Below are 19,417 nucleotides of genomic sequence, written 5' to 3'. Positions count from 1 at the left end.
AAAAGGAGCGGCACTCATCACTGGCGAACCAGAATCTCCCCCTTGCCAAGAGCCAGAAAATCTCCACAGTATCGACGGTATTCGCTCTCAAAACAATCATCGGAAACCGGAAACCCAGTGGCTCTCAACTCTCTCAGAAAAAAAGAAAGCCACGTCGGTCGATACACACACGAATATTGAAACGTCGGCAGCAGTTCCGGCTCATCAGACTCACCAAATAGACCAATAGTACCGCGGCGCATCCCAGCTCCTAATCGTCTGCCCATTTTCCCGAATGAGAAAATTGAACCGGCAATCATGTCAAAACCTGTCGCTTCCCCAGAAGTGCCTCCGACCACAATCGTGCCCCGGCGCATGCGGTGGCCTGCTTCATTGCCAATATTACCATGAACCAGAATCGTCCCGCCGTTCATACCTCGTTTACTTCCGGGATAGGCAGCACCCACCAGATCGCCGGCGTTGCCTTTGATGCAGACTGTGCCCCCCTTCATTTCGGTCGCAATCGAGTCCGCGGCATCACCTTCCACCAGAATTTCGCCGCCCGTCATTTCGGCGCCCAGGTGCATTCCTGCGTTGCCTTCCACGCGAATCCGTCCTTTGTCCAGACCGGAACCAATATATTTCACGCGCGAACAATCTCCGGACCAGACCATTAAATCTTCGTCGCTCGAAGTTTGTTGCACGTCAAAAAAATCGCCAACTGTCATCTGACGATTCCCCTGTAACACAGGCAGACTGCGAATCTGATCGACCGATTGCCCACTCACAGAGGGATGATTCACTGAACTCACTTCAAGAGGAACTGTGAGCGCTTGCTGGAGTGTAAACGTGAGAGCCATTCGGAACTGTTTCTTTATCAGCCTGCGTTATGCAGTCTTGCCCATGTTGGCCAGACCTTCAATAAATCCTCGTGCAGACAGATAATCATTGGGAAGCATATTCCGGATTTGACCGCGGAGAATATTCTTCATGACAATAGCTTCACTTTCAATCTCTGAAGAGAGGCTGGAAGTGACGCCTGTTGAATTTTTCAAAGAAAATAACTCCTGCATTTTTTCGCGCGATGCTTTGTATTCATCACCCATCAGAGATTCAGGCCAGGAAATCTCACCTGTCGCTGGGTTCAACTGGCTGGAACTCAATGTTTCTTTATCTTGTGATGCTGATGCATTCAGATAAGGGCTCAAACCTGACTCGCGCATTTTGCGATTTTTCTCAGCCTGTTTCTCCATGGCTGCTTGCCGCTGCTGCGCTTGCATTTCTTTGATCGCCGCCTGCTCATGCATCGACTCCCGCTGTGCCTTTTGTCGTGCGACATAAGTCTCAGCCAGTTTCTTTTGATTTTCAATATACTTGCTGTTGGCTTCCTGGTAGTTAACCATCGCTTTTGCTCGAGACTCTGCGGCTTGTCCTTGTGCGCGAATCAGAGCAGAGCGAGTATCTCCCCAATTCCCACCGTAATAACCCCCTCCATAATAACCACCGCCGTAGCCCCAGCGATTTCCATAATAGACAGCGGGGCTGAGTCCTCCGCCAAAATTATAAACAGTCTGTCGGGGGAAAAATGGGCCAGCAGCGCTTGCCGTATGCCCTGCTGAAAACAGCATGATCAAACACATTCCAAAAAAGGTCAATTTGCGTATCACTGTTCTCATCTCGCACCTCTGAGCATAAATTGACAAGAAACCACCCTCGACATGAATTTTTCTATTCTTGTCAGGAAGGCTTATATGTTTTCCTGATGAATCTGAGCAGAATTACTTGATTTTTGAACTCAGATCATGATATCTATAATAATATAGTCTAATGTTCTCCTTTCAATTACGCCAGTCTTTCTTGTGAAGGTTATCTGAATTCTTTTCCTTTCGAAAAAGCTGGTATTCGCAACGATGATTAGCAGGAACTAAACTCATGCGTCAGCTATTAACAGCAGGACTTCTTTTAGGAATTTATCTACTCACTCCCGATTTCGTCTCTGCACAAACCCCTGACATCAATTCGCTGATTATTGAGTTAGATAGTGAGAATGAAGTGAAGCAGGCATTAGCAGCGCATCAACTCGGTACACTTGGTCCAGTTTCCAAACCTGCAATCCCTGCTCTGATTCGTGTGGTCAAAGAAGGTTCAGTCTCGTCGCGAAGTGAAGCCATTATCGCTCTGGGCAATATTGGCCCGGCTGCTGCCCCAGCTATTCCTGAACTGACAAAGCTCCTGCGAGGTCACTCCGTCATACTCAAGTTTAATGCATTGAAAGCCTTAAGACTCATTGGGCCTGCATCAAAACCTGCAGCAAAAAATATCGTGCCACTATTAGACAGCAACAATTCCTACATCAAAGTTGCGGCGGCCTGGGCGCTTTGGTCTGTCGATCCTGAAAACAAGGATAATCAGAGTCAGGTAATCAAGGCACTACTCAGCAGTCTGAATATTTCGATTAATGAAGTCCGGTCAGACGCAGCCGTCGCCCTTTCTGAAATCGGAGAACCGGCAGTAAAACCATTGCTGGAAAAATTGCAGAAAGAACACGCTGCAGACCAACACTCTGAATGTGAAAAGATCTGCGACGTTTTAGCGCAAATGGGATCGCGAGGCGAAACAGCGGTCCCCACGTTACTGAAGTTACTGAACTCGAAAGATCAGGCTCTCGTCTGGCGCGCGGCTCATGCATTGGGATCGATCAATGCCAAGCCAGAGGAAGTAGTCCCTGCCTTAACCAAATTACTGACTAGTTCCTCTCCCATTGTACGTGCACAGGCTGCGATTGCCATTGGGGATTTTGGAGCAGACGCAAAATCGGCAGTGCCAGACTTAATCAAACTACTCTCCGATTCAGATTTGAATGTCAAACTCGACGCGACAACTGCCTTGGGAGAAATTGGACCAGATGCCTCAGCTGCTGTCCCACAAATCTCATCTGCCATGCAGGCAGGACCAACTGCATTAACACTCACCGGCGCTTCCGCGCTGGCATCCATTGGCGAAGCATCGGTCCCCGCCTTAAATGAAATGTTAGCCAAAGACTCTCCTTTGAAATTACTGGCAATTCATGTCTTGGGTGAGATTGGAGCTGCCTCCAAAGCAGCGATTCCGGAACTGTTAAAGCTTACAGATTCTCCTGATGCTGACATTCGCGAAACCGCGATTATCAGCCTGGGAGAGATGGGACCAGCGGCAATCTCCGTCGAGCCGGAACTTCTGAAAATCTTGGAAGATTCGAAAGGCAAGACCAGAAATACTGCCGTCTATGCACTCTCAAAAATCGGCAGTAAAAAAGTATTGCCGATCATTAAAAAGTATGCTGAATCTACAAACGAAGATGAACGGTTTCGCCTGGTTTGTGCCTGGGCACTCTTGAGAGCGAACCCTACTGATCCCGCTACCGTCAAATCCGCCTTGCCAGGATTGATTAAGGTTCTTGCCGATGAAAACCCTCTGCTACGTAGAGAAGCAGCCAATGCAATCTCGCTTTCAGGCCCTCTGGCAGAATCAGCAACTTCCAATTTAACGAATGCCCTCAAGACGGAACAGAATCAAGCCGTCGTCTTTGAGCTAATTACGGCTCTGGCTGAAATTGGGCCACAGGCCGCTTCTGCCATCCCATTGATCACTCCCTACGTGAGTTCCGATGACCAGATGTTACGCGTAGTTTCTACTTATGCATTAGCCCGATTTGGGAAAGCAGCTGAATCAGCAGTTCCCCTTCTGGAAAAAGAGCTCACTAAAAATAGTGATGATGAAAACACGATCACTCTTTGGGCACTCTCCAAAATTGATCCAAGCCCTCAACGAGCAAAAGCAGCAGCTCCTGGATTAACAGAGCTTGTAACCAAACATCCTAATCCTGATGCCCGTTTCGAAGCAGCAATCAGCCTGGGAGATTTTGGTATCAATACTCCTGAAATCAAACAGGCACTGAAAACTGCGACCAAAGATAAAGACCCACGCGTCAAAAAAGCGGCTGAGGCAGCACTGAAAAAGTTGGGAAGCTGATTCTCTGTTTATTAATTCCGTTGTTTTTTCTCAACACAAGCTTGTGTCATGTTGAGAAAAAACAACGTCAATCTCGCGCGTCGACGGCTTGCTTTCTCGGCTGTCTGATAATGGAATAACGTTTGCGCAATGAAAACCCGCATATTCCTTACCTTTTATCAGTGCATTCTGTGTGGATGACAGTTTCTCTGCGGAAATCAACCAAGGCAACTAGCTCTACCGAAACTGTGGCATGATTGTTGCGATTCTAGTTAAAGTGACTTTACCAATGATGTAAACACTCGTCTCGTCTCAGCCAAACCCGGAGCGCACCATGATCACAGTTGCTGAAATCAACGACATCGATCGAATCGACAATTTTCGGCTGGCATGGCGCTCACTGCTCGGCAAAACCAAAGGGATCACGTTCGCGCATTCTCCTGAGTTTCTGGAACAGTACTGGGGACATTTCGGCGCAGGACTCAAACTGCGCACGTTAATGATCACATTGGGAAATAAAGTCATTGGCGTTGTGCCCCTTGTTGTGAAACTGGTTCCCACCAAAATGGGGACGATGCGCGTCCTGACCTATCCGCTTGATGGCTGGGGCGCATTCTTCAGCCAGATCGGTCAGAACCCGGCCGCCACCATGGTCACTGCCATGAGACATATTCGCAACTCCAAACGTGACTGGGATCTGATTGACCTGCGATATATTGACCAGGATGGTCTGGATCGCAAACGAACTGCGAACGCTTTCAAGTCGGTCGGTTTTCAAGGAAGCCAGTCCGTCTGGCGACAGCTGCCACTTGTGAAAACCCAGGACACAGACTGGACATCCTATCTCTCCAGTCGCTCTGTAGACACACAACAACAGATCTTTTCTGCAGAACAGACCACCTCAAAAACGGGACACGTTGCCTTTTATCGCTCGCAACTGGAAGATCCGCTCGCCCCCGGCTGGAATCCCCGCTGGGATCTCTGGACCGAATTTGAACAGATGGAATTTTCATTCGGAAACCAAAGCACCATTGCCGGCGGTTCGTTTTCAAGTAGCAGGAAACTAGCTTTTCTCCGCGATTTGCACGGACCTGCCGTTCGTGCGGGGCTCGCACGAATTGATGCCTTGTTTATCAACCACGCACTGGTTGCCTGTGCGTACGGACTACAGCATGCACATGGTACCGATTACCTCGCTATAGGCCGCCAGCAAAATGCATCCCCGGAAGTGATCACGACACTCATCACCCGTATGATTCAACAATCCATTCTCGATGACGAACCATCGCTGAATCTGTCATTGCTCAGCCCGCAGTTTGCCAACAGCTGGAAAAATCAGGATCAGAAAAGCTACCGCTGCTCGCATTTCCCCATCGCAGCGCCCCGATCACAGGTCTTACGTCTCAACCGCTGGATTCAACAACCGCCGCTTAAACCCAGTCGAACAGAACTGGTCGCATCCGCCAAACCGGAACTGAAATTGTCGCAGACGCCTGACTCAGACACCAGCATTGAAATCACGGCGGAAGCACCAGCAGAATGGGATAATCATCAGAAGCCCCAAACCAATGATGATCAACGCCGATTTCGAGTGGTTGGTTAACAGAAAGACGACTGCGGACTTCTGGATTACTGCTCGGTACACCGCGCGAATTTCAGGACCATCAATGTCCGGTCATCCCCGTCGTTTCCACCTTCCAGGTGCTTTTGCAATTTAGTCCAAATGCCCAGCATCACTTCTTCTGCCGTATCTTCGGTATGATTTTTCAGGACGTTCATAATCCCGTCTGAACGAAACATTTTGCGTTCGCTGCTCATGGCTTCGCTGATGCCATCACTGAAACCAACGACAATGTCATTCGTGCAGATCGGAATCACGGAATAATCATACTCGTTTGATTCAGTGACTCCCAATAGCATTCCATGCGAAGTCAAACTCGTGATCTTTCCCTTATGCACCCAGAAGGGCGCGGGATGTCCGGCGTTGGTATAGGTAAACGTCCGGTTCTGCGTATCGATCACCCCATACATCATGCTCATGAATTGATGAGGCAGTGATGTATGATACAAGGCAGTATTGATCCGCCCAATCACAAACCGCGTATCTTTCGCCTGTTCAATCGGACCTTCCGTCAAGGTGCGTAAAGCACCGCGAACCGAAGCCATCACGACGGCAGCAGGAATACTATCCCCCGATGCATCACCCAGTGCAAAACAGGTCACATGGGGCCCCAGCGAAATAAATTCGCATAAATCGCCCCCGACTTCATGATGACTGATCGACTGGACGGCAATCTGAAATTCACGATCCTGCGTCGATTCCTCAGCGAATTCCGCAGGAAACGATTCCGAGATCACCTTGAGTTCTTTTTTCAGACGAAGCTGATTCTGGCTCTCTTTAATTAAGACCGCCCGTTCCAGAATCGTACTGACCTGTGCCCCAATAGATTTCAATACATGGATATCGCGCTCATTCAAATGGCGGGCACGCCGATCGAATGCCCAGAGAGTACCAAACGGTCCCGAATCAGACTGCACCGAAACACAGATCCCCGTCAGGCAACCTTGCGGTAACCAGTGCGCCAGCTCCGGCGTGTCCTGCCGATTGATGATCATCCCCTCTTTGGCAAATGCTTCCAGATCAGGGGGAGATTCTGATAGTTTTCGACGATGAAAGGGAATCTCAAATGCAGTGAGACAATATTGAACTCGTAGCGATAATTGATTCGATTCAGAGTTCAACAGAAAGAAGCCCGCAGCGCGAAAGCCTGTCAGTTGCAAAGCGGCTTCCAGAAGTTTCTGCAACGAATCCTGCAGTGCTTCCTGCTTCGTCACAGACAGTCCGACATCGACCAGCGTGGAAACTTCCTTATTCTTCGTCTCTAATGAAGAACTCATTGTTTCGATGCGCGAAACCAGACTTCCCACCAATTCCGCAAATTTGATCGCCGTCACAAACAGGTGATCATTGGCGGTCTCTTCGGGAAGCGACAGATAAAGATAACCCAGGCAGCGATTACCATCTTCGATCGATTCATACCAGCAGTATTTCTCGCTCTGACACAGCTCGGCTTCCAGCGATTTCCGCTCTCCCGGCTTGGCGGGAGTAAACCGTAAGGGCCAGCCGGTGATCTCCGTAAACTGGTCACAGATGGTTTGAACCCATTCCAGAGGTGGGGTGATTGTTTGTTCCATTTCACCTGATCCAAGAAGCGCCGATACAAAATATGCGAGAAACTGAGCGGATTGCTCTGTTTTCTTCTATCGACAGGCAGGTGCTGGCAAAATACTCCCGGGGCCGGTTATGACGGTTGAATCGGTTTTCTCTCAGGAAATCGCAACCAACTCTGGTTTTTAGCAGCTTGCAGTGAACTTGTCACCGGTCAACTTGAACCTCAACTGCTTAGCGATAGCGTTCAATGACGGCACAGCCACAGGAGTCACTCCAGACGTTCACAGAAGTTCGGCACATATCCAGTACCCGGTCCACAGCGATGATCACTCCTTGTGCCTCGAGCGGTAGCCCCACTGCCTGCAAGACAATCGCCATCATCACCAGACCCGCGTGCGGAATGCCGGCAGCACCAATACTCGCCAGTAAAGCGGTAATCGCCACCACAAGCTGCTGGGAAAGCGGCATCACTTCTCCCGTATAGGCTTGTGCAATAAACAGCACGGCAACTGCTTCATATAACGCCGTCCCATCCATATTGATCGTCGCGCCCAACGGAAGTACAAACGAACTGACTTCGTTGGAAATCTCCGCATTTTCTTCCACACAACTCATTGTCAAAGGCAGCGTCCCATTGGATGACGCGGTCGAAAATGCTGTCATCAACGCCGGACTCATGGCGCGGGCAAATTCCAGCGGCGAACGCTGAGCGACAAATTTCAGCAGACAGGGTAAAATTACCACCGCATGAATCAATAACGCGAGAAAGACAGCCGCCATGTACCAACTCAGTATTTTGAAAATCTCAATCCCCTGAGACGAAACGGCATACACCATAAACGCCAGCACGCCAATCGGTGCCAGACTGATGATAAACATCGTCATCCGCATCATGACTTCGAAACCGGCCTGGAAAAAGTCCGTCATGACTTTACCATGCTTCCCCCCCACCAGCAGAATAAAGATCCCGGTCAGCATACTGAAAGAAATGATCGAAAGAAATTCCCCTTCGCCTAACGAGTGAATAATGTTCGTCGGAACCAGGCGGTCAATCATCTCCAGAAAAATGGAACTGATTGATTCCTGCCCGGAAGAGAGAGACCCATTGCCTCCAGGCAATACAGCCCCGATCCCGGGTCGGATCAGATTCACCACAAAAATTCCAGTAAAAATCGCCAGCAGGCTGGTCGAAAGATAATACAGCAATGTCCGGGAAAACATGGCGCCGAATCGGGCCGCATTTCCCAGGCTGGCAATTCCAGTAATCAACGAGGTCACAATCAGAGGGATCGTCACCATTTTCAGTAACCGCAGAAATAAGTCGCCGACCCACTTGGAGATCGCCATCACTTTCTGAGAAATTCCGAGCCCAAACAATTCGTAATCGACCTTCCACTGTGGATAGGTTTTCACCAGCGCTTCACCGCTCGGTGCAGAATACGAAGTCACAGTGCTCTGCTCATTCACAGTCCGGGTGTAAGTCAATTCGACTTTCTTGAATGAATCGACAATGTGAATAGAACGACCGGTGACTTCCAGCGTCACCGGTTTCTCAAGCTCTCCTTCGGCAAACAGGTCTTTCAATTCAGGATACCGCTTGAGTAACTCCGCGCGATCTTCGAATTGATACGCTTCCTTATCCTGCGCCCCGTTTTCCTGTGAAACCTGGAAACCGCCATCTGACGGAGTGATCGTCAAAGACAGCTTTTCCAGTGAAATTTCACCAGGGTTAAAAACAAAACCGAGAAGTGTCCCTGCGATCAAAGCAATTAAAATTTGATAATGCAGTGGAAGGTTCTTCATGAAACACCAACTTCCCGATTCTATTTATTACAGTACGTAAAAATAACTACCACAATCCATCCTCTCAGATTGCAGACGTATCAGACTTGATCAAAGCACTTTTCAATCAAATTCTAGCTGCGAGCGCTATCACACTGAAACGGCAGCCAGGCACCATTTTCATGACTACTGGCAACCGACTGCTGAATAAAGAACATCCCTTCCACCCCATCGTACACATTAGGGTAGATCGTATTTTTGGATTCGAAGGGCTGTCCGGTTATCCGGCTGATCATCGCGTCATATGCTCCGCGGTAAATATTGGCAAACGCTTCATAGAAGGCTTCCGGATGTCCTGCAGGCAATCGGCAGGCAGCCGCTCCCATCTCATTCATAAACGGCGCATTCGGATCGCGTGTATAGATCGAATGCGGTTGCCCGTTGCGACGGATCACCATCTGATTCGGTTCTTCCTGTCGCCAGGCCAGCGCGCCTTTGGTACCGTCGATCTCGATAAACAGATCATTTTCCCGACCATGTGAAATCTGGCTGGCGGTGACAGTACCCAATGCGCCGTTTTGAAAACGAATTACGGCATGACCGTAATCATCCAACTGGCGTCCGGGGGCGAAGATCTTCAAGTTGCACGAAATCTCTTCCGGCAAAAGTCCCGTCATATAACGGCCCAGATTATAAGCGTGTGTGGCGATGTCACCAAAAGCACCAGCGGCTCCCGATTTTGCAGGATCGGTGCGCCAGGCAGCCTGTTTTTGCTCTTCCTCTTCCAGGCGAGAACGCAACCAGCCTTGAATATAATTGGAGCGAACGGCCTGAATCTCACCCAGTTCTCCCGACAGAATCATTTCTCGCGCCATCCGCACCAGGGGATACCCGGTGTAATTATGGCTGACGGCAAACACCACGCCTGATTTCTCGACGAGTGTTTTCAATTCTTCGGCCTGTGCCAGGTCAAAGGTCATGGGCTTATCACAGATCACATTGAACCCGGCTTCCACAGCCGTCTTCGCAATCGGAAAATGGGTGAAATTGGGCGTCGCAATGCTGACAAAATCAATCCGCTGATCCTCTGGAAGCGCTGATTCTTTTTCGACCAGTTCTTCAATGGAACCATAGGCCCGGTCTGGCTTAATATCATAAGCGGGCGCTGATGCTTTTGCTTTTTCGGGATTGGACGACAGAGCCCCTGCCACCAACTCGGCCCGATTATCCAGGCAGGCGGCAATGGAATGCACCCGACCGATAAACGACCCCTGTCCCCCACCTACCAGTGCCATCCGCAATTTACGATTGAGTTGACCGTTCATTGTTTCCATTGTTGACTTCCTTCCTCTTGTTGATTCATTCTATACCCGTACCACGAGACGAGTTAGAGTTGAGCAGCGAGATGTTGAATCTGACCAGTCCTGAAGACTGTTCCTTACAAAGCAGCATACTTTTGCACGATCGGAATTACAACCAACGGCAAATATCGGGAGCAAGGAACAGGCCTTTTCCAGGACTCCCGCTTTCCGTTTTTGCCAGCAAACAACTCTGGCGAGGAATTTTATTCTTAGGTACAATAGTTAAGTGGATCTCTCACAGGAGAGCTATTCCAGTTTCAACATTTTCAAAGTTCAATTCCGCGGTTGAGTGACCAATAAAGCACTCCGCCTGAAAACAGAACAACACCGGGAGGCATTTGTAGTGAAAAATCGAATTGGGGAACGCCGATTCCTATGGCTGGCAGTCGGCATCATTTGCGGCATGTGTTTATCCTATTTCTGGCCACACGAACCAGCCTTCGCCGTGGCGACCGACCGCGACGGAGATCGCTTCGCCATTACAACCGTTCCGACTAAAAATGGAAACGCAGAAGGGGTGTTCGTGCTTGACTTCCTGACAGGACGTCTGCAGGGAGCGGTCCTGAACTCACGAACGGGTAAGTTCACACACGCTTATTTTCGAAATCTGGCTGCTGACTTCAACGTTGACCCGACTGCAAAACCTCATTACGTCATTGTATCAGGGAATGTCAATTTGCCTGCTCAGGGACGTGCCCAGTTTGCGGAAGGCGGATTGTATGTCGCAGAAATGACTTCTGGAATGGTGGTCTGCTATGCATTCTCTTTCGTGTTTAATAATGCACCCTCAGCACCACAACAACTGCTACCGATGGACCGCTTCCAGTTCCGTCAGGCACAGTAAACCCATTGATGAGTTGAATGAAATCAATATAAAACGGGAGCCTCTGGCAGGCTCTCGTTTTTTTACACCCTGTGAAACTATTCGCGTTCGCAAATCAGCGCCCGCGATTTTCCCTGTAAACGGGCAATAATCAACACTCCCGCCGCATTCCCTTTCAATGACAGTTTGCGGCGTAATGCTTCAATCGACACCGGAATGCGGCGGCACTTGATTTCCAGTTGCCCAAAATCGGCAGACCGAAAATATTTTTTCAAATCCCGGTCATTGTTGGGTAAGTCATCCAGAACACGAAATCGTCTGAAAAAAGGAGACTCTACTGCTTCGGTAGATGTCAGATATTCTTCTTCAGGATCCAGGCGGCTTACTCCATACTGATCTGCTGCCACATCGAGTAAACCGGAACGGACCACCGCCGGGTCGGGATCATAAACATATGCCCCGGGCTCTGTGAGATCCACAAAGGCATCCATCGGATGACCGGCGATACTGTCAACTTCGCCCGTTTTTGAAATGGCCGTCGCCCGATATTCCTGGTCCCCTGCCAGGTCACCAAACCAGATCGTTGCTTCTTTACATTCTCCATTCAGACTGATCAGTTCTACCTCGGTGCCAGGAAATTTACCTGCAAAATTACTGGCAGGACTGAGCTTGATTGCACCGCCTTGAAACTGTTCAATCAACTCCAACAGTGTCTCCAGTCCAGGCAGATAATCCTCAATCCGAATCACTTTCCCCCCGGAATGCGGCCGCCGATCCGGGTCTATGTGCAATCGTCCCTCGCGATCCCGAATTTCTTCCAGGCGAGAATTGATCACACTCACTGAATCCGACACGCCGTAAACGTCGCTATTCCAATGTGCAAATTGGCACAACACAGGCTCCAGATCAACGCCCGTCACATGCGCATGTTTTGCCAGCGCGATCAGATCGCCTCCCATGCCACAACAAAAATCATAAACGGTTCCGGAAAAGCGGGCTGCTTTGTGCTGTGAAACCAGTTCGGGGGTCGCCTGTTCCAGACTTTTACGGTCAAACCACATCTGGTCTGCTTTAGAAAACTTGGCCCGTCCTCGTATCCGAAGTTCGAATAACGTTAACGCCGCCCGCACCAGATCCTGAGAATAGGTTTCCCGTAACTGTTTCTGTAACTGGAATTCGGATCCGGAATGCTGTTGGATCAGTTCAAAGATTTCAGGAGCATTATGCAGTTGACGAAAGCAATCAAGCTCGGAATGTGACTCGCTGGACATGGGACTGGTTAACGACTTTCTGTCGCTGGCATAAGTTGATTCAAATGGGAAACCGCCTGAGACAGTCTCTCGGCAACTTCATCAAGTCGCTTCGGATTCAAATCGAATTCTACAAAACGGATAGTATCATGCACCATAGCCAGACCGACCGATTCCGGCTGACCGCCAATGAGTTGCTCCACCGCCAGTGTATACACTCCCAGCTGAAATTCATACTCTTCAATGAGCTGTTCTTCTGTCATTTGAGCAAGGCGGGAACCGGTTTTGTAATCTAGTACGACCCATCGCCCCTCCTCTGTCTGCAGAATCGCATCGATTGTCCCGGTAACCGTTATTGGATCGCTGCCCCCTCCTGAATTCGGGTCTGGCCAATGTAACAGAAAATCAAGTTCCCGATAGTGCACCCGGGCAGTCTGCAGCATTTGACACAAATCAGACTCATACCAGGCGGAGATTTGTTGCGTGATCAAAGGCTGAAGTTTCTCCTGAATCGGTTGCGGTTGCTCGAGCAGAACAGACTCCACAATCCGGGCAGCCTGATCAGGCTGCTGTGGATCCAGACGTTCGATGACTTCATGCGTTAGTGTTCCGAGTAGTGTCGCTTCGTCGGACGTCAAAGACACGGCACCTGCTACTGGCTCCTGAAAATGAATCGGGAACTGTTGTAATTCAGCGTCAATGACTTCCAGAGAAGAGACACTGACATGCGTCCGCTCCGCGCGTTGCGGAGGAATTTCCCCAAAAGACATCGGGAATGCTGACGGCGTTCCCTGCTCCAATGCTTCAAAAAACTGACTCGGCTTCAAAGTTTTCTGTTTCTTCGCTGCCTTCGTGACAGGCTCGGGTTTCTGATGATGCACACGAATCTCAGGAATCTGATCAGCGGGAATTGCCCCCAGTGAAAGCCGCCCCAGGTAAGGATCAACGGCAGGCGCCCCGGTGGACAATTCGAAATGGCGTGCCAGAAGTTTCATCCAGGGTGACTGAAACTTTTGACTGTAAGGTAATCCTGCCGAAAGTATCAAATAATCGGCGGCACGCGTAACGGCGACATACAACAGCCGCACGGTTTCCTCTTCGTCGGCCCGCTGTTCCAAAACACGGTGCATATGGAACGCATAATTTTCCGGCACAGTCCCCTTCACCGCAGGTAAAGGCAACAAAGCCCCCCATTCGGGATGCAAAAACGGATCTTTCGAGGCACCTTGAGATTTCCGATCCAGGTCCGCCACGATCACAACCGGAAACTCGAGCCCTTTTGACTGGTGAATCGTCATCAAGCGAATCACATCACTCGTTTCCGGCAGCGTCGCCGCCAGTTCTTCTTTACTTTCTTCCAGAATCGAATCTCTGATCCTCTGCACAAAGTCCTTCAGAGTAAACAACCCTGATGACTCAAAATTGCGGGCCATTTCAATCAGTTTGCGCAGGTTCGCAATCTTGCGATCGCCCAGAAACTCATTCAACAGCGCCGCATCATAGCCCGTTCGTTCCAGCGCCAGATTCAATAGTTCAACCAGTGACAGCCGGTCCTTTTTCGAACGTAGTTCTGCTAACACGCGCTGTGCATACAGAACCTGTCGTTTCTGCCGCGGCTGCAGATCGTCGTCAGCAGGCATCTCCCGCATCGCCTTTGAGAGTGTCTCTGCATTACGAACAATCGAATAAATGGTGTCATCCGACAGGCTGAAAAAAGGCGAACGTAAGACGCCCAACAGGCTCAATTCATCATCAGGATTATCCAGATACTGGCACAGATTACTCAGGTCATAGATTTCCTGTTGAGCATAAAAGGCGCGCCCACCGACCAGATAATAATCCAGATTCCGCTGTTGTAACGCCTTTTCATAAATGCTGACGCTTGAGAGAGAACGAAACAGAATGCAAATATCCCCCGGTTCAACCCGCCGCAATTCACGTTCACCCGTCTGCGTATTTTTCGACCAGATCCGTGGCGTTTCATCCTCCAGTAATTGACGAATTCGAGCCGCGATCCATTCCGCTTCGGTCTCCCGCACTGCATCCGCCCCTTTCAGATCCGGATCGTCCGGAGAGGCAAATAGAAATTCGATCCCCGGCGTCGGCGAATGCTGTTCCGGATCAAAGGGCGTTAGGGGCTCGTAATAGTGTTCCATCGCCGAGGAAAACAGGCAGTTCGTAAAATTTAAGATCGCCGGTTGACTGCGAAAATTCGTGCTCAGCGGTAGCCGTCCCGCTTCCGGAATTTCCATGCGCAGTTGATGAAAGACTTCCGGATCAGCCCGACGGAAACGATAAATCGACTGCTTCGCATCACCTACTAAAAAGAGTTTACCGGTCAACAGTTCCTTACCACACAGTGAACGCACAATTTCGCTCTGCACCGGATCGGTATCCTGAAACTCATCCACCATCAAAAACTCAATCCCGGCAGCCGCTCTCTGGCGCGCATTTGGATCGCGGCGGAACAGGTCACGAGTCTGTAACAGTAAGTCATCGAAGTCCAGTAGCCCTTTTTCTGCTTTACTCTGTTGATAGCATTTTGACACAAACTCGGTGACTCTTAAAACGACCAGACTATATTCCGCCGCCATTTGAAATTGTGCAGGATCCGGCTTGAGACTTTCATAAAGTTTCCCCAGTGATCCCCGTAAGGTGGAAAACCCGTCTTTGATCTGTTCATAAACAGACACATCATCCCAGTCTTTTTTTGTCCCTGCCCCCTGCACTTTGGCATGACTGATCAAAGTCTCTAATAACTCTCCCCGCAGTTTTGCTGACCCGTTAATCAGTTCTGGAAGCCGTCCGAGCAGCACTTGAAATCGTTCTCGCATTTTAGGATGCGTGGGCTCATGGGCAGACATCAGGTTGACCAGAAACTGCGTACTCTCCGCGTTCGCAATTTCCGCCAACTGCAACGGAATAAAAGTCGACTCCCAGTATTCGCGCATCCGCCCTGCCAGTTGTTCAACGGTCATGCCGACGAACTGCTCGAATTCAATTCGAAACTGCTGTGGCACCAGCGTAATCAGAAGCTCGTACGTTTTTTCCAGACCGTAGCGGTACACCATCTGCATACCGTCGGCGTTTTCCTGTTTTAAAAGTTCGTGAATCGCCTCGCGAACGACTTTTCTGAGGAATGTGTCACTCGTCCCCTGCTCTAATAATCCAAAATGGGGATCCAATCGAGCACTCACGGCATGACTTCGTAGAATCGATGTGCAAAACGAATGAATTGTACTGATCCGCGCAGAATCCAGGCCGCGAATCACGGTCTGCCAATGTGCCACTTCATCCTCAGGGCAGTTTCGCAGTTGCGAAAGACAAGTCTCACGGATTCGATCCCGCATTTCACGTGCAGCACGCTCTGTGAATGTAATCGCCACAATATGACTCAGCCGATCAGCGGGCGCACCCGGTTCGATCAGTTTCAGAAACCGTTGTGTCAGCACAAAAGTTTTGCCACAACCGGCTCCTGCAGACAGCGCAATTGAAACATCACGCGTGCTGATGGCAGCCGCCTGTTGATCAGTATAAGTGGGTTGGTTTGACATCAATTTATACTACTCTTCTGGTGAATCTTCTTCGGAAAGGTCCGACTCTGTTTCTGAATAATTCAATAAGTCAATCTGTTTGCTCAGCGAATCACGGTAACTCTCGACCTGTGAGAAACGGCACACAGAATGAAACGCTGGATCGAGATGTGCAATCTTCTCATCCACCTGCACTGGATAAATCCCGCCGCGAATCAAATGCGCTAAGTGGGGAACCAAACCTTCCATGGTAGTTTCCAGCAACTCCAGATCTTCACCCGATATCGGCTCCACCAATTTTTTCCGCGAACGCAGTGGCATCACAAAGCCAGACTCCTGGACTTTCCAATACCCTAGATGGAACGGCTCCGCATCGATGTCAATCATTTCCAGCCGCCGGGCAGCGATCAAATACAAGGCAAGCTGAATTTTTTTTCCCGCACGAATCTCTGATGCAGACGGCAACGCACGCCCTGTTTTGTAGTCGATGATGTTGAAATATTTTTTTCCTTCCATCCGTCCTACATCGATTCGGTCAATCTGACCTCGAATACGGGTTTCGCGTTCCCCGCTTCCTAATGTCAGATGCCCAAAGTGTTCCTGTGTGAGATCGGGCTCTGTCGGCACCCTGCCAAACGGAACTTCTCGCCCCACTATTGCCGGTGGCTGATCCCAAAGTTCATCAAATTGCCTGCCATACATTTCCGACTGTTCCGCAAATAACGTCCCCCAGTCTTCCAAAATTTGTTTTTCAATCGTCAACAAAACCTGCTGGAGTTTGGTTTCCGCAATTTCATCGGAAACCCGCTCGTCCAGCAAATCCAGAAAGAGCGATTCCACCTGATCCGCGACGTAAAACCGGTCTGTCTCACCCTGCTGAATCAGGAGTTCATATAATTTTGTCAGAATACTGTGAACGTGAATGCCACGCTGCAGATGATTTGTACGCAGCTCTGGTGGTTCCGGGACCTCAATCCCCAACACGCTCTGCGTAAAAAACTGATAAGGACAAGCTAAATACAGCTCCAGTTGCGTTGTGCTGAATTCGTATTCCTGCGGAAATCGCTCACGGATCGCCTGGCGGTTTTGAGGCGACACCAGAATCCCTTCATACTCTGTAAATCCCTCACATTCAAAACGTGCCACCGCCATTTCAGATGCCGCCAGGATGTTGAAGGCTGTCTCTTTCAATAAGGGTTCATTCAACATACTGAGAAAGATTCCGGTTTGCCCCTGCTTCAACAGATTGGTCGACAGCACACGTAAATCACGAGTGGATAATGTCTGCTCCTGGCGTGGCAGCGGATTCAATTCGCCCACATGTTGAACCGTCAGTACCGCAGGTTCGAACAGATCAATCAATGCGGACAGATAAGGGCTCGGAAACAGCGGCTGTCCGGTTGAACTGATTGCCGGATAACTCAGAATGAGCTGTTTTGAAAATCGGGTCATCACTTCATAAAACAGCAGCATTTCCTCCTGCTGCTGGTTCGCATGCACTTTGAGCGACAGCCCGTTCTGATTTAAATCCCCTCGATCTTTTTCACTGTATAAGCAGTCTTCACGATGACTGCGTGGGAAACTGGCTTCGCTCAAACCGCCGATCAGCAAATAGGGAATACTTAAATTTCTCAGCTGTGCGACATCCAGAACGCGAATGCGTCCCGTCTCTTCAGGCTGCAGTGACAGAGTCTGCTGTTCCAGCAGATCCAGTAGAAGTCCCCGAAATTCCATCAAATCGAGTGGCGTCGCTGCCCGTTGATGAAACTCTTCAATCTGTTCGACCTGCGATACCGCATGAAATAAAAGTTGCTGAAATCGTTCCCAGACGAATTGATCCCGCCTAGCAAGAAGGTCCTGCTCGGTATCCGCCCCCTCCCAGGCCTTCGGCAAACCAAATTCATTCGCCAGTGAAATCAATATTTCAATCCAGGTCACGAACGGCGCTTTTCCTCTCAACCGCTGTGTTGCCTCGGCAAGCCGCCTGGCAAGCTGGTTTGCGGCTTGAGTCTCTTGCCGAAGGGATTCCCACTTTGCCTGACCCGGATAGCGGGCACACAGTTCCAATGACTTCTGACTTTCTTTTTCCAGTGCATTCAGAAGATCCGATTTACCAGAATCAATCTTGAGTTGCCGTAACGCACGCGATAAGCATCGAACAGCAGATCCTTCCCGATATTCGGGCCAGTCCGGGCAGAAATAATTCGAGTCCAGAATCGACATCATGCTGTCGAAAGACCAGTGATCCAGTTCAATCTGCAGAAAGGCAAAGACCGCGCGCACGACTGGAAACCGGGAAAACTCCTGCTCTAGACCAAGAAAATAAGGAATCCCGGCTGCCGTCAACGTTTCCTCAATCAGATCGCCATACTCCTGCGTCGAACGAAACGCGACGGTAATTTCTTCAGGCAGAATGCCCTGAAGTAGCAACTGCTTGACTTCCGATGCCAGCACTTCAACTTCATTGCGCTGTCCTGCGACAGCCAGTACCTTGATCTGATCAGCGGTCCGCAGAGGCTTAATAGAGCGTGGGTTATCAAACAAGGAATGACTGATTTGCCATAGTGATGTCTGAGAATCGTTCGGAGTACAACAGATCGTTTTAATTGTGCCAGGTAAACGCGACTCCAGGGCCCCTTTAGCAACAACTGATTTTGCAAACAGATCGTTCCGCCGCATCTCGGTTTCCAGCGGAAGTGAAATTAAAAGTTGTCCCGTTCGACGTGCCAGCAGTTCCAGTATCTCGTACTGCGTGTGTGTAAAGTCGGCGAAGCCATCCAGTACAACCAGATCAAATTGTCCAAAGGGCCCCCACTTGCCTTCCTGCAAAGCTGTTCTCGCAGACCAGAAACGACCTTCTGAGTCATAACGTCGCATCTCATGCAAGGCAACTTGATACCGGTCATAAATTAGAGCCAGTTCCTGGTCCTTGTGTCGCGAATCGGAATTAAGTAGGTCACAAGCCTTCGAAAACTGTTCCGGCCAGATCTCTTCTCTTTTTAATTCGGAAATAAAACTCGATACCAGATCCAGAAAGCCAGTCGTGCCCGCTATCGAACTGAAATACTGAATCTGTCCGGCGGCAATGCAATCATCCACTATTGTCCGTAGCAGATATCGTTTGGAAATTTCGGGTAAGGTCTGGATCGGTTCATCCAAAGACTTAAGAATTGTCTCGGCAAACGCTTCAAATGTATAAACATTTGGTGCAAAACAGACCGGCATCTCCTCACAAAGTAACTGATCCAGAACCTGCCGCCGTGATCGGATTGTCGGAGAAATCCAGAGTGTCGTTCCGGGACAATGCCGCGACAGCCCTGTCTGTAATGCCCCCCGGTACCGATCCAGTAGCTGTTCTGTTTTCCCGGAACCTGCTGTACCAATCAATATTTGAACTTCAGGCTGCATTTGTGGTTGCTCGATCAAGGAAAAAGTCCAATAAAACGGATCCAGAATGAACTGTATCCGGCAGCGCGTCAGAATTCAATTTCAGAGGTATTTCTAAGATTAACCTGTTTTAGGCATTT

Annotated in this window: 11 protein-coding genes; 3 read left to right on the top strand and 8 right to left on the bottom strand. The window is 49.7% G+C overall.

Annotated elements, in window-relative coordinates; all coding sequences use genetic code 11:
• Positions 1 to 17: 17 nt before the first annotated feature.
• Both Enr17x_RS10325 and Enr17x_RS10320 read right to left on the bottom strand, forming a co-directional pair.
• On the bottom strand, positions 18 to 839 hold the full coding sequence (locus tag Enr17x_RS10325) for a formylmethanofuran dehydrogenase subunit C (RefSeq protein WP_145308402.1): 822 nt from the start codon (positions 837 to 839) through the stop codon (positions 18 to 20).
• Positions 840 to 866: 27 nt separating this feature from the next.
• Positions 867 to 1,607: a hypothetical protein gene (locus Enr17x_RS10320; RefSeq protein ID WP_145308400.1), complete on the bottom strand. Its 741-nt coding sequence runs from the start codon at positions 1,605 to 1,607 to the stop codon at positions 867 to 869.
• 304 nt (positions 1,608 to 1,911) lie between these two features.
• Here Enr17x_RS10320 and Enr17x_RS10315 point away from each other — a divergent pair, with 304 nt between their 5' ends.
• Together Enr17x_RS10315 and Enr17x_RS10310 are read left to right on the top strand one after the other, a co-directional pair.
• Complete coding sequence (locus Enr17x_RS10315) at positions 1,912 to 3,990, top strand: HEAT repeat domain-containing protein (RefSeq protein WP_145308398.1); 2,079 nt, start codon at positions 1,912 to 1,914, stop codon at positions 3,988 to 3,990.
• A 313-nt stretch (positions 3,991 to 4,303) separates the two neighbouring features.
• Positions 4,304 to 5,572 (top strand): GNAT family N-acetyltransferase, encoded by a 1,269-nt coding sequence (locus tag Enr17x_RS10310; protein WP_145308396.1) that lies wholly within the window; start codon positions 4,304 to 4,306, stop codon positions 5,570 to 5,572.
• A gap of 26 nt (positions 5,573 to 5,598) precedes the next feature.
• Here Enr17x_RS10310 and Enr17x_RS10305 read toward each other — a convergent pair whose 3' ends face one another.
• The 3 genes from Enr17x_RS10305 to Enr17x_RS10295 form a co-directional block, all read right to left on the bottom strand.
• Entirely contained in the window at positions 5,599 to 7,164 is a 1,566-nt protein-coding gene (locus Enr17x_RS10305; RefSeq protein WP_145308393.1) for a GAF domain-containing SpoIIE family protein phosphatase, read from the bottom strand.
• Positions 7,165 to 7,372: 208 nt separating this feature from the next.
• On the bottom strand, positions 7,373 to 8,944 hold the full coding sequence (locus tag Enr17x_RS10300) for a dicarboxylate/amino acid:cation symporter (RefSeq protein ID WP_145308391.1): 1,572 nt from the start codon (positions 8,942 to 8,944) through the stop codon (positions 7,373 to 7,375).
• Between the two features lie 113 nt (positions 8,945 to 9,057).
• On the bottom strand, positions 9,058 to 10,257 hold the full coding sequence (locus Enr17x_RS10295; RefSeq protein ID WP_198001084.1) for a Gfo/Idh/MocA family protein: 1,200 nt from the start codon (positions 10,255 to 10,257) through the stop codon (positions 9,058 to 9,060).
• Between the two features lie 370 nt (positions 10,258 to 10,627).
• On the opposite strand from Enr17x_RS10295, the gene Enr17x_RS10290 reads away from it, so the two are divergent.
• Positions 10,628 to 11,128: a hypothetical protein gene (locus Enr17x_RS10290; RefSeq protein ID WP_145308389.1), complete on the top strand. Its 501-nt coding sequence runs from the start codon at positions 10,628 to 10,630 to the stop codon at positions 11,126 to 11,128.
• A 77-nt stretch (positions 11,129 to 11,205) separates the two neighbouring features.
• On the opposite strand, the gene Enr17x_RS10285 is transcribed toward Enr17x_RS10290, so the two are convergent.
• From Enr17x_RS10285 to Enr17x_RS10275, 3 genes are read right to left on the bottom strand one after another with little or no spacing between them, the layout of a single operon-like run.
• Positions 11,206 to 12,378 (bottom strand): class I SAM-dependent methyltransferase, encoded by a 1,173-nt coding sequence (locus Enr17x_RS10285; protein ID WP_145308388.1) that lies wholly within the window; start codon positions 12,376 to 12,378, stop codon positions 11,206 to 11,208.
• Positions 12,379 to 12,386: 8 nt separating this feature from the next.
• Complete coding sequence (locus Enr17x_RS10280) at positions 12,387 to 15,911, bottom strand: UvrD-helicase domain-containing protein (RefSeq protein WP_145308386.1); 3,525 nt, start codon at positions 15,909 to 15,911, stop codon at positions 12,387 to 12,389.
• A 9-nt stretch (positions 15,912 to 15,920) separates the two neighbouring features.
• Positions 15,921 to 19,298 carry a PD-(D/E)XK nuclease family protein gene (locus tag Enr17x_RS10275; RefSeq protein ID WP_145308384.1) on the bottom strand — a complete coding sequence of 1,126 codons (3,378 nt, stop codon included), beginning with the start codon at positions 19,296 to 19,298 and terminating at the stop codon, positions 15,921 to 15,923.
• Positions 19,299 to 19,417 lie beyond the last annotated feature (119 nt).

The sequence above is a fragment of the Gimesia fumaroli genome (genome assembly GCF_007754425.1).
GTDB classification, from domain to species: Bacteria; Planctomycetota; Planctomycetia; order Planctomycetales; family Planctomycetaceae; genus Gimesia; species Gimesia fumaroli.
Note: the sequence above shows the minus strand (reverse complement) of the source record. Positions and strands in the feature narration are given on the sequence as shown.

Coding starts and splice junctions, on each gene's coding strand:
- Enr17x_RS10320 (WP_145308400.1), bottom strand. CDS start 1,607: ATGCTGTTTTCAGCAGGGCATACGGCAAGCGCTGCTGGCCCATTTTTC.
- Enr17x_RS10275 (WP_145308384.1), bottom strand. CDS start 19,298: ATGCAGCCTGAAGTTCAAATATTGATTGGTACAGCAGGTTCCGGGAAA.
- Enr17x_RS10295 (WP_198001084.1), bottom strand. CDS start 10,257: ATGGAAACAATGAACGGTCAACTCAATCGTAAATTGCGGATGGCACTG.
- Enr17x_RS10280 (WP_145308386.1), bottom strand. CDS start 15,911: ATGTCAAACCAACCCACTTATACTGATCAACAGGCGGCTGCCATCAGC.
- Enr17x_RS10285 (WP_145308388.1), bottom strand. CDS start 12,378: ATGTCCAGCGAGTCACATTCCGAGCTTGATTGCTTTCGTCAACTGCAT.
- Enr17x_RS10305 (WP_145308393.1), bottom strand. CDS start 7,164: ATGGAACAAACAATCACCCCACCTCTGGAATGGGTTCAAACCATCTGT.
- Enr17x_RS10300 (WP_145308391.1), bottom strand. CDS start 8,944: ATGAAGAACCTTCCACTGCATTATCAAATTTTAATTGCTTTGATCGCA.
- Enr17x_RS10310 (WP_145308396.1), top strand. CDS start 4,304: ATGATCACAGTTGCTGAAATCAACGACATCGATCGAATCGACAATTTT.
- Enr17x_RS10315 (WP_145308398.1), top strand. CDS start 1,912: ATGCGTCAGCTATTAACAGCAGGACTTCTTTTAGGAATTTATCTACTC.
- Enr17x_RS10325 (WP_145308402.1), bottom strand. CDS start 839: ATGGCTCTCACGTTTACACTCCAGCAAGCGCTCACAGTTCCTCTTGAA.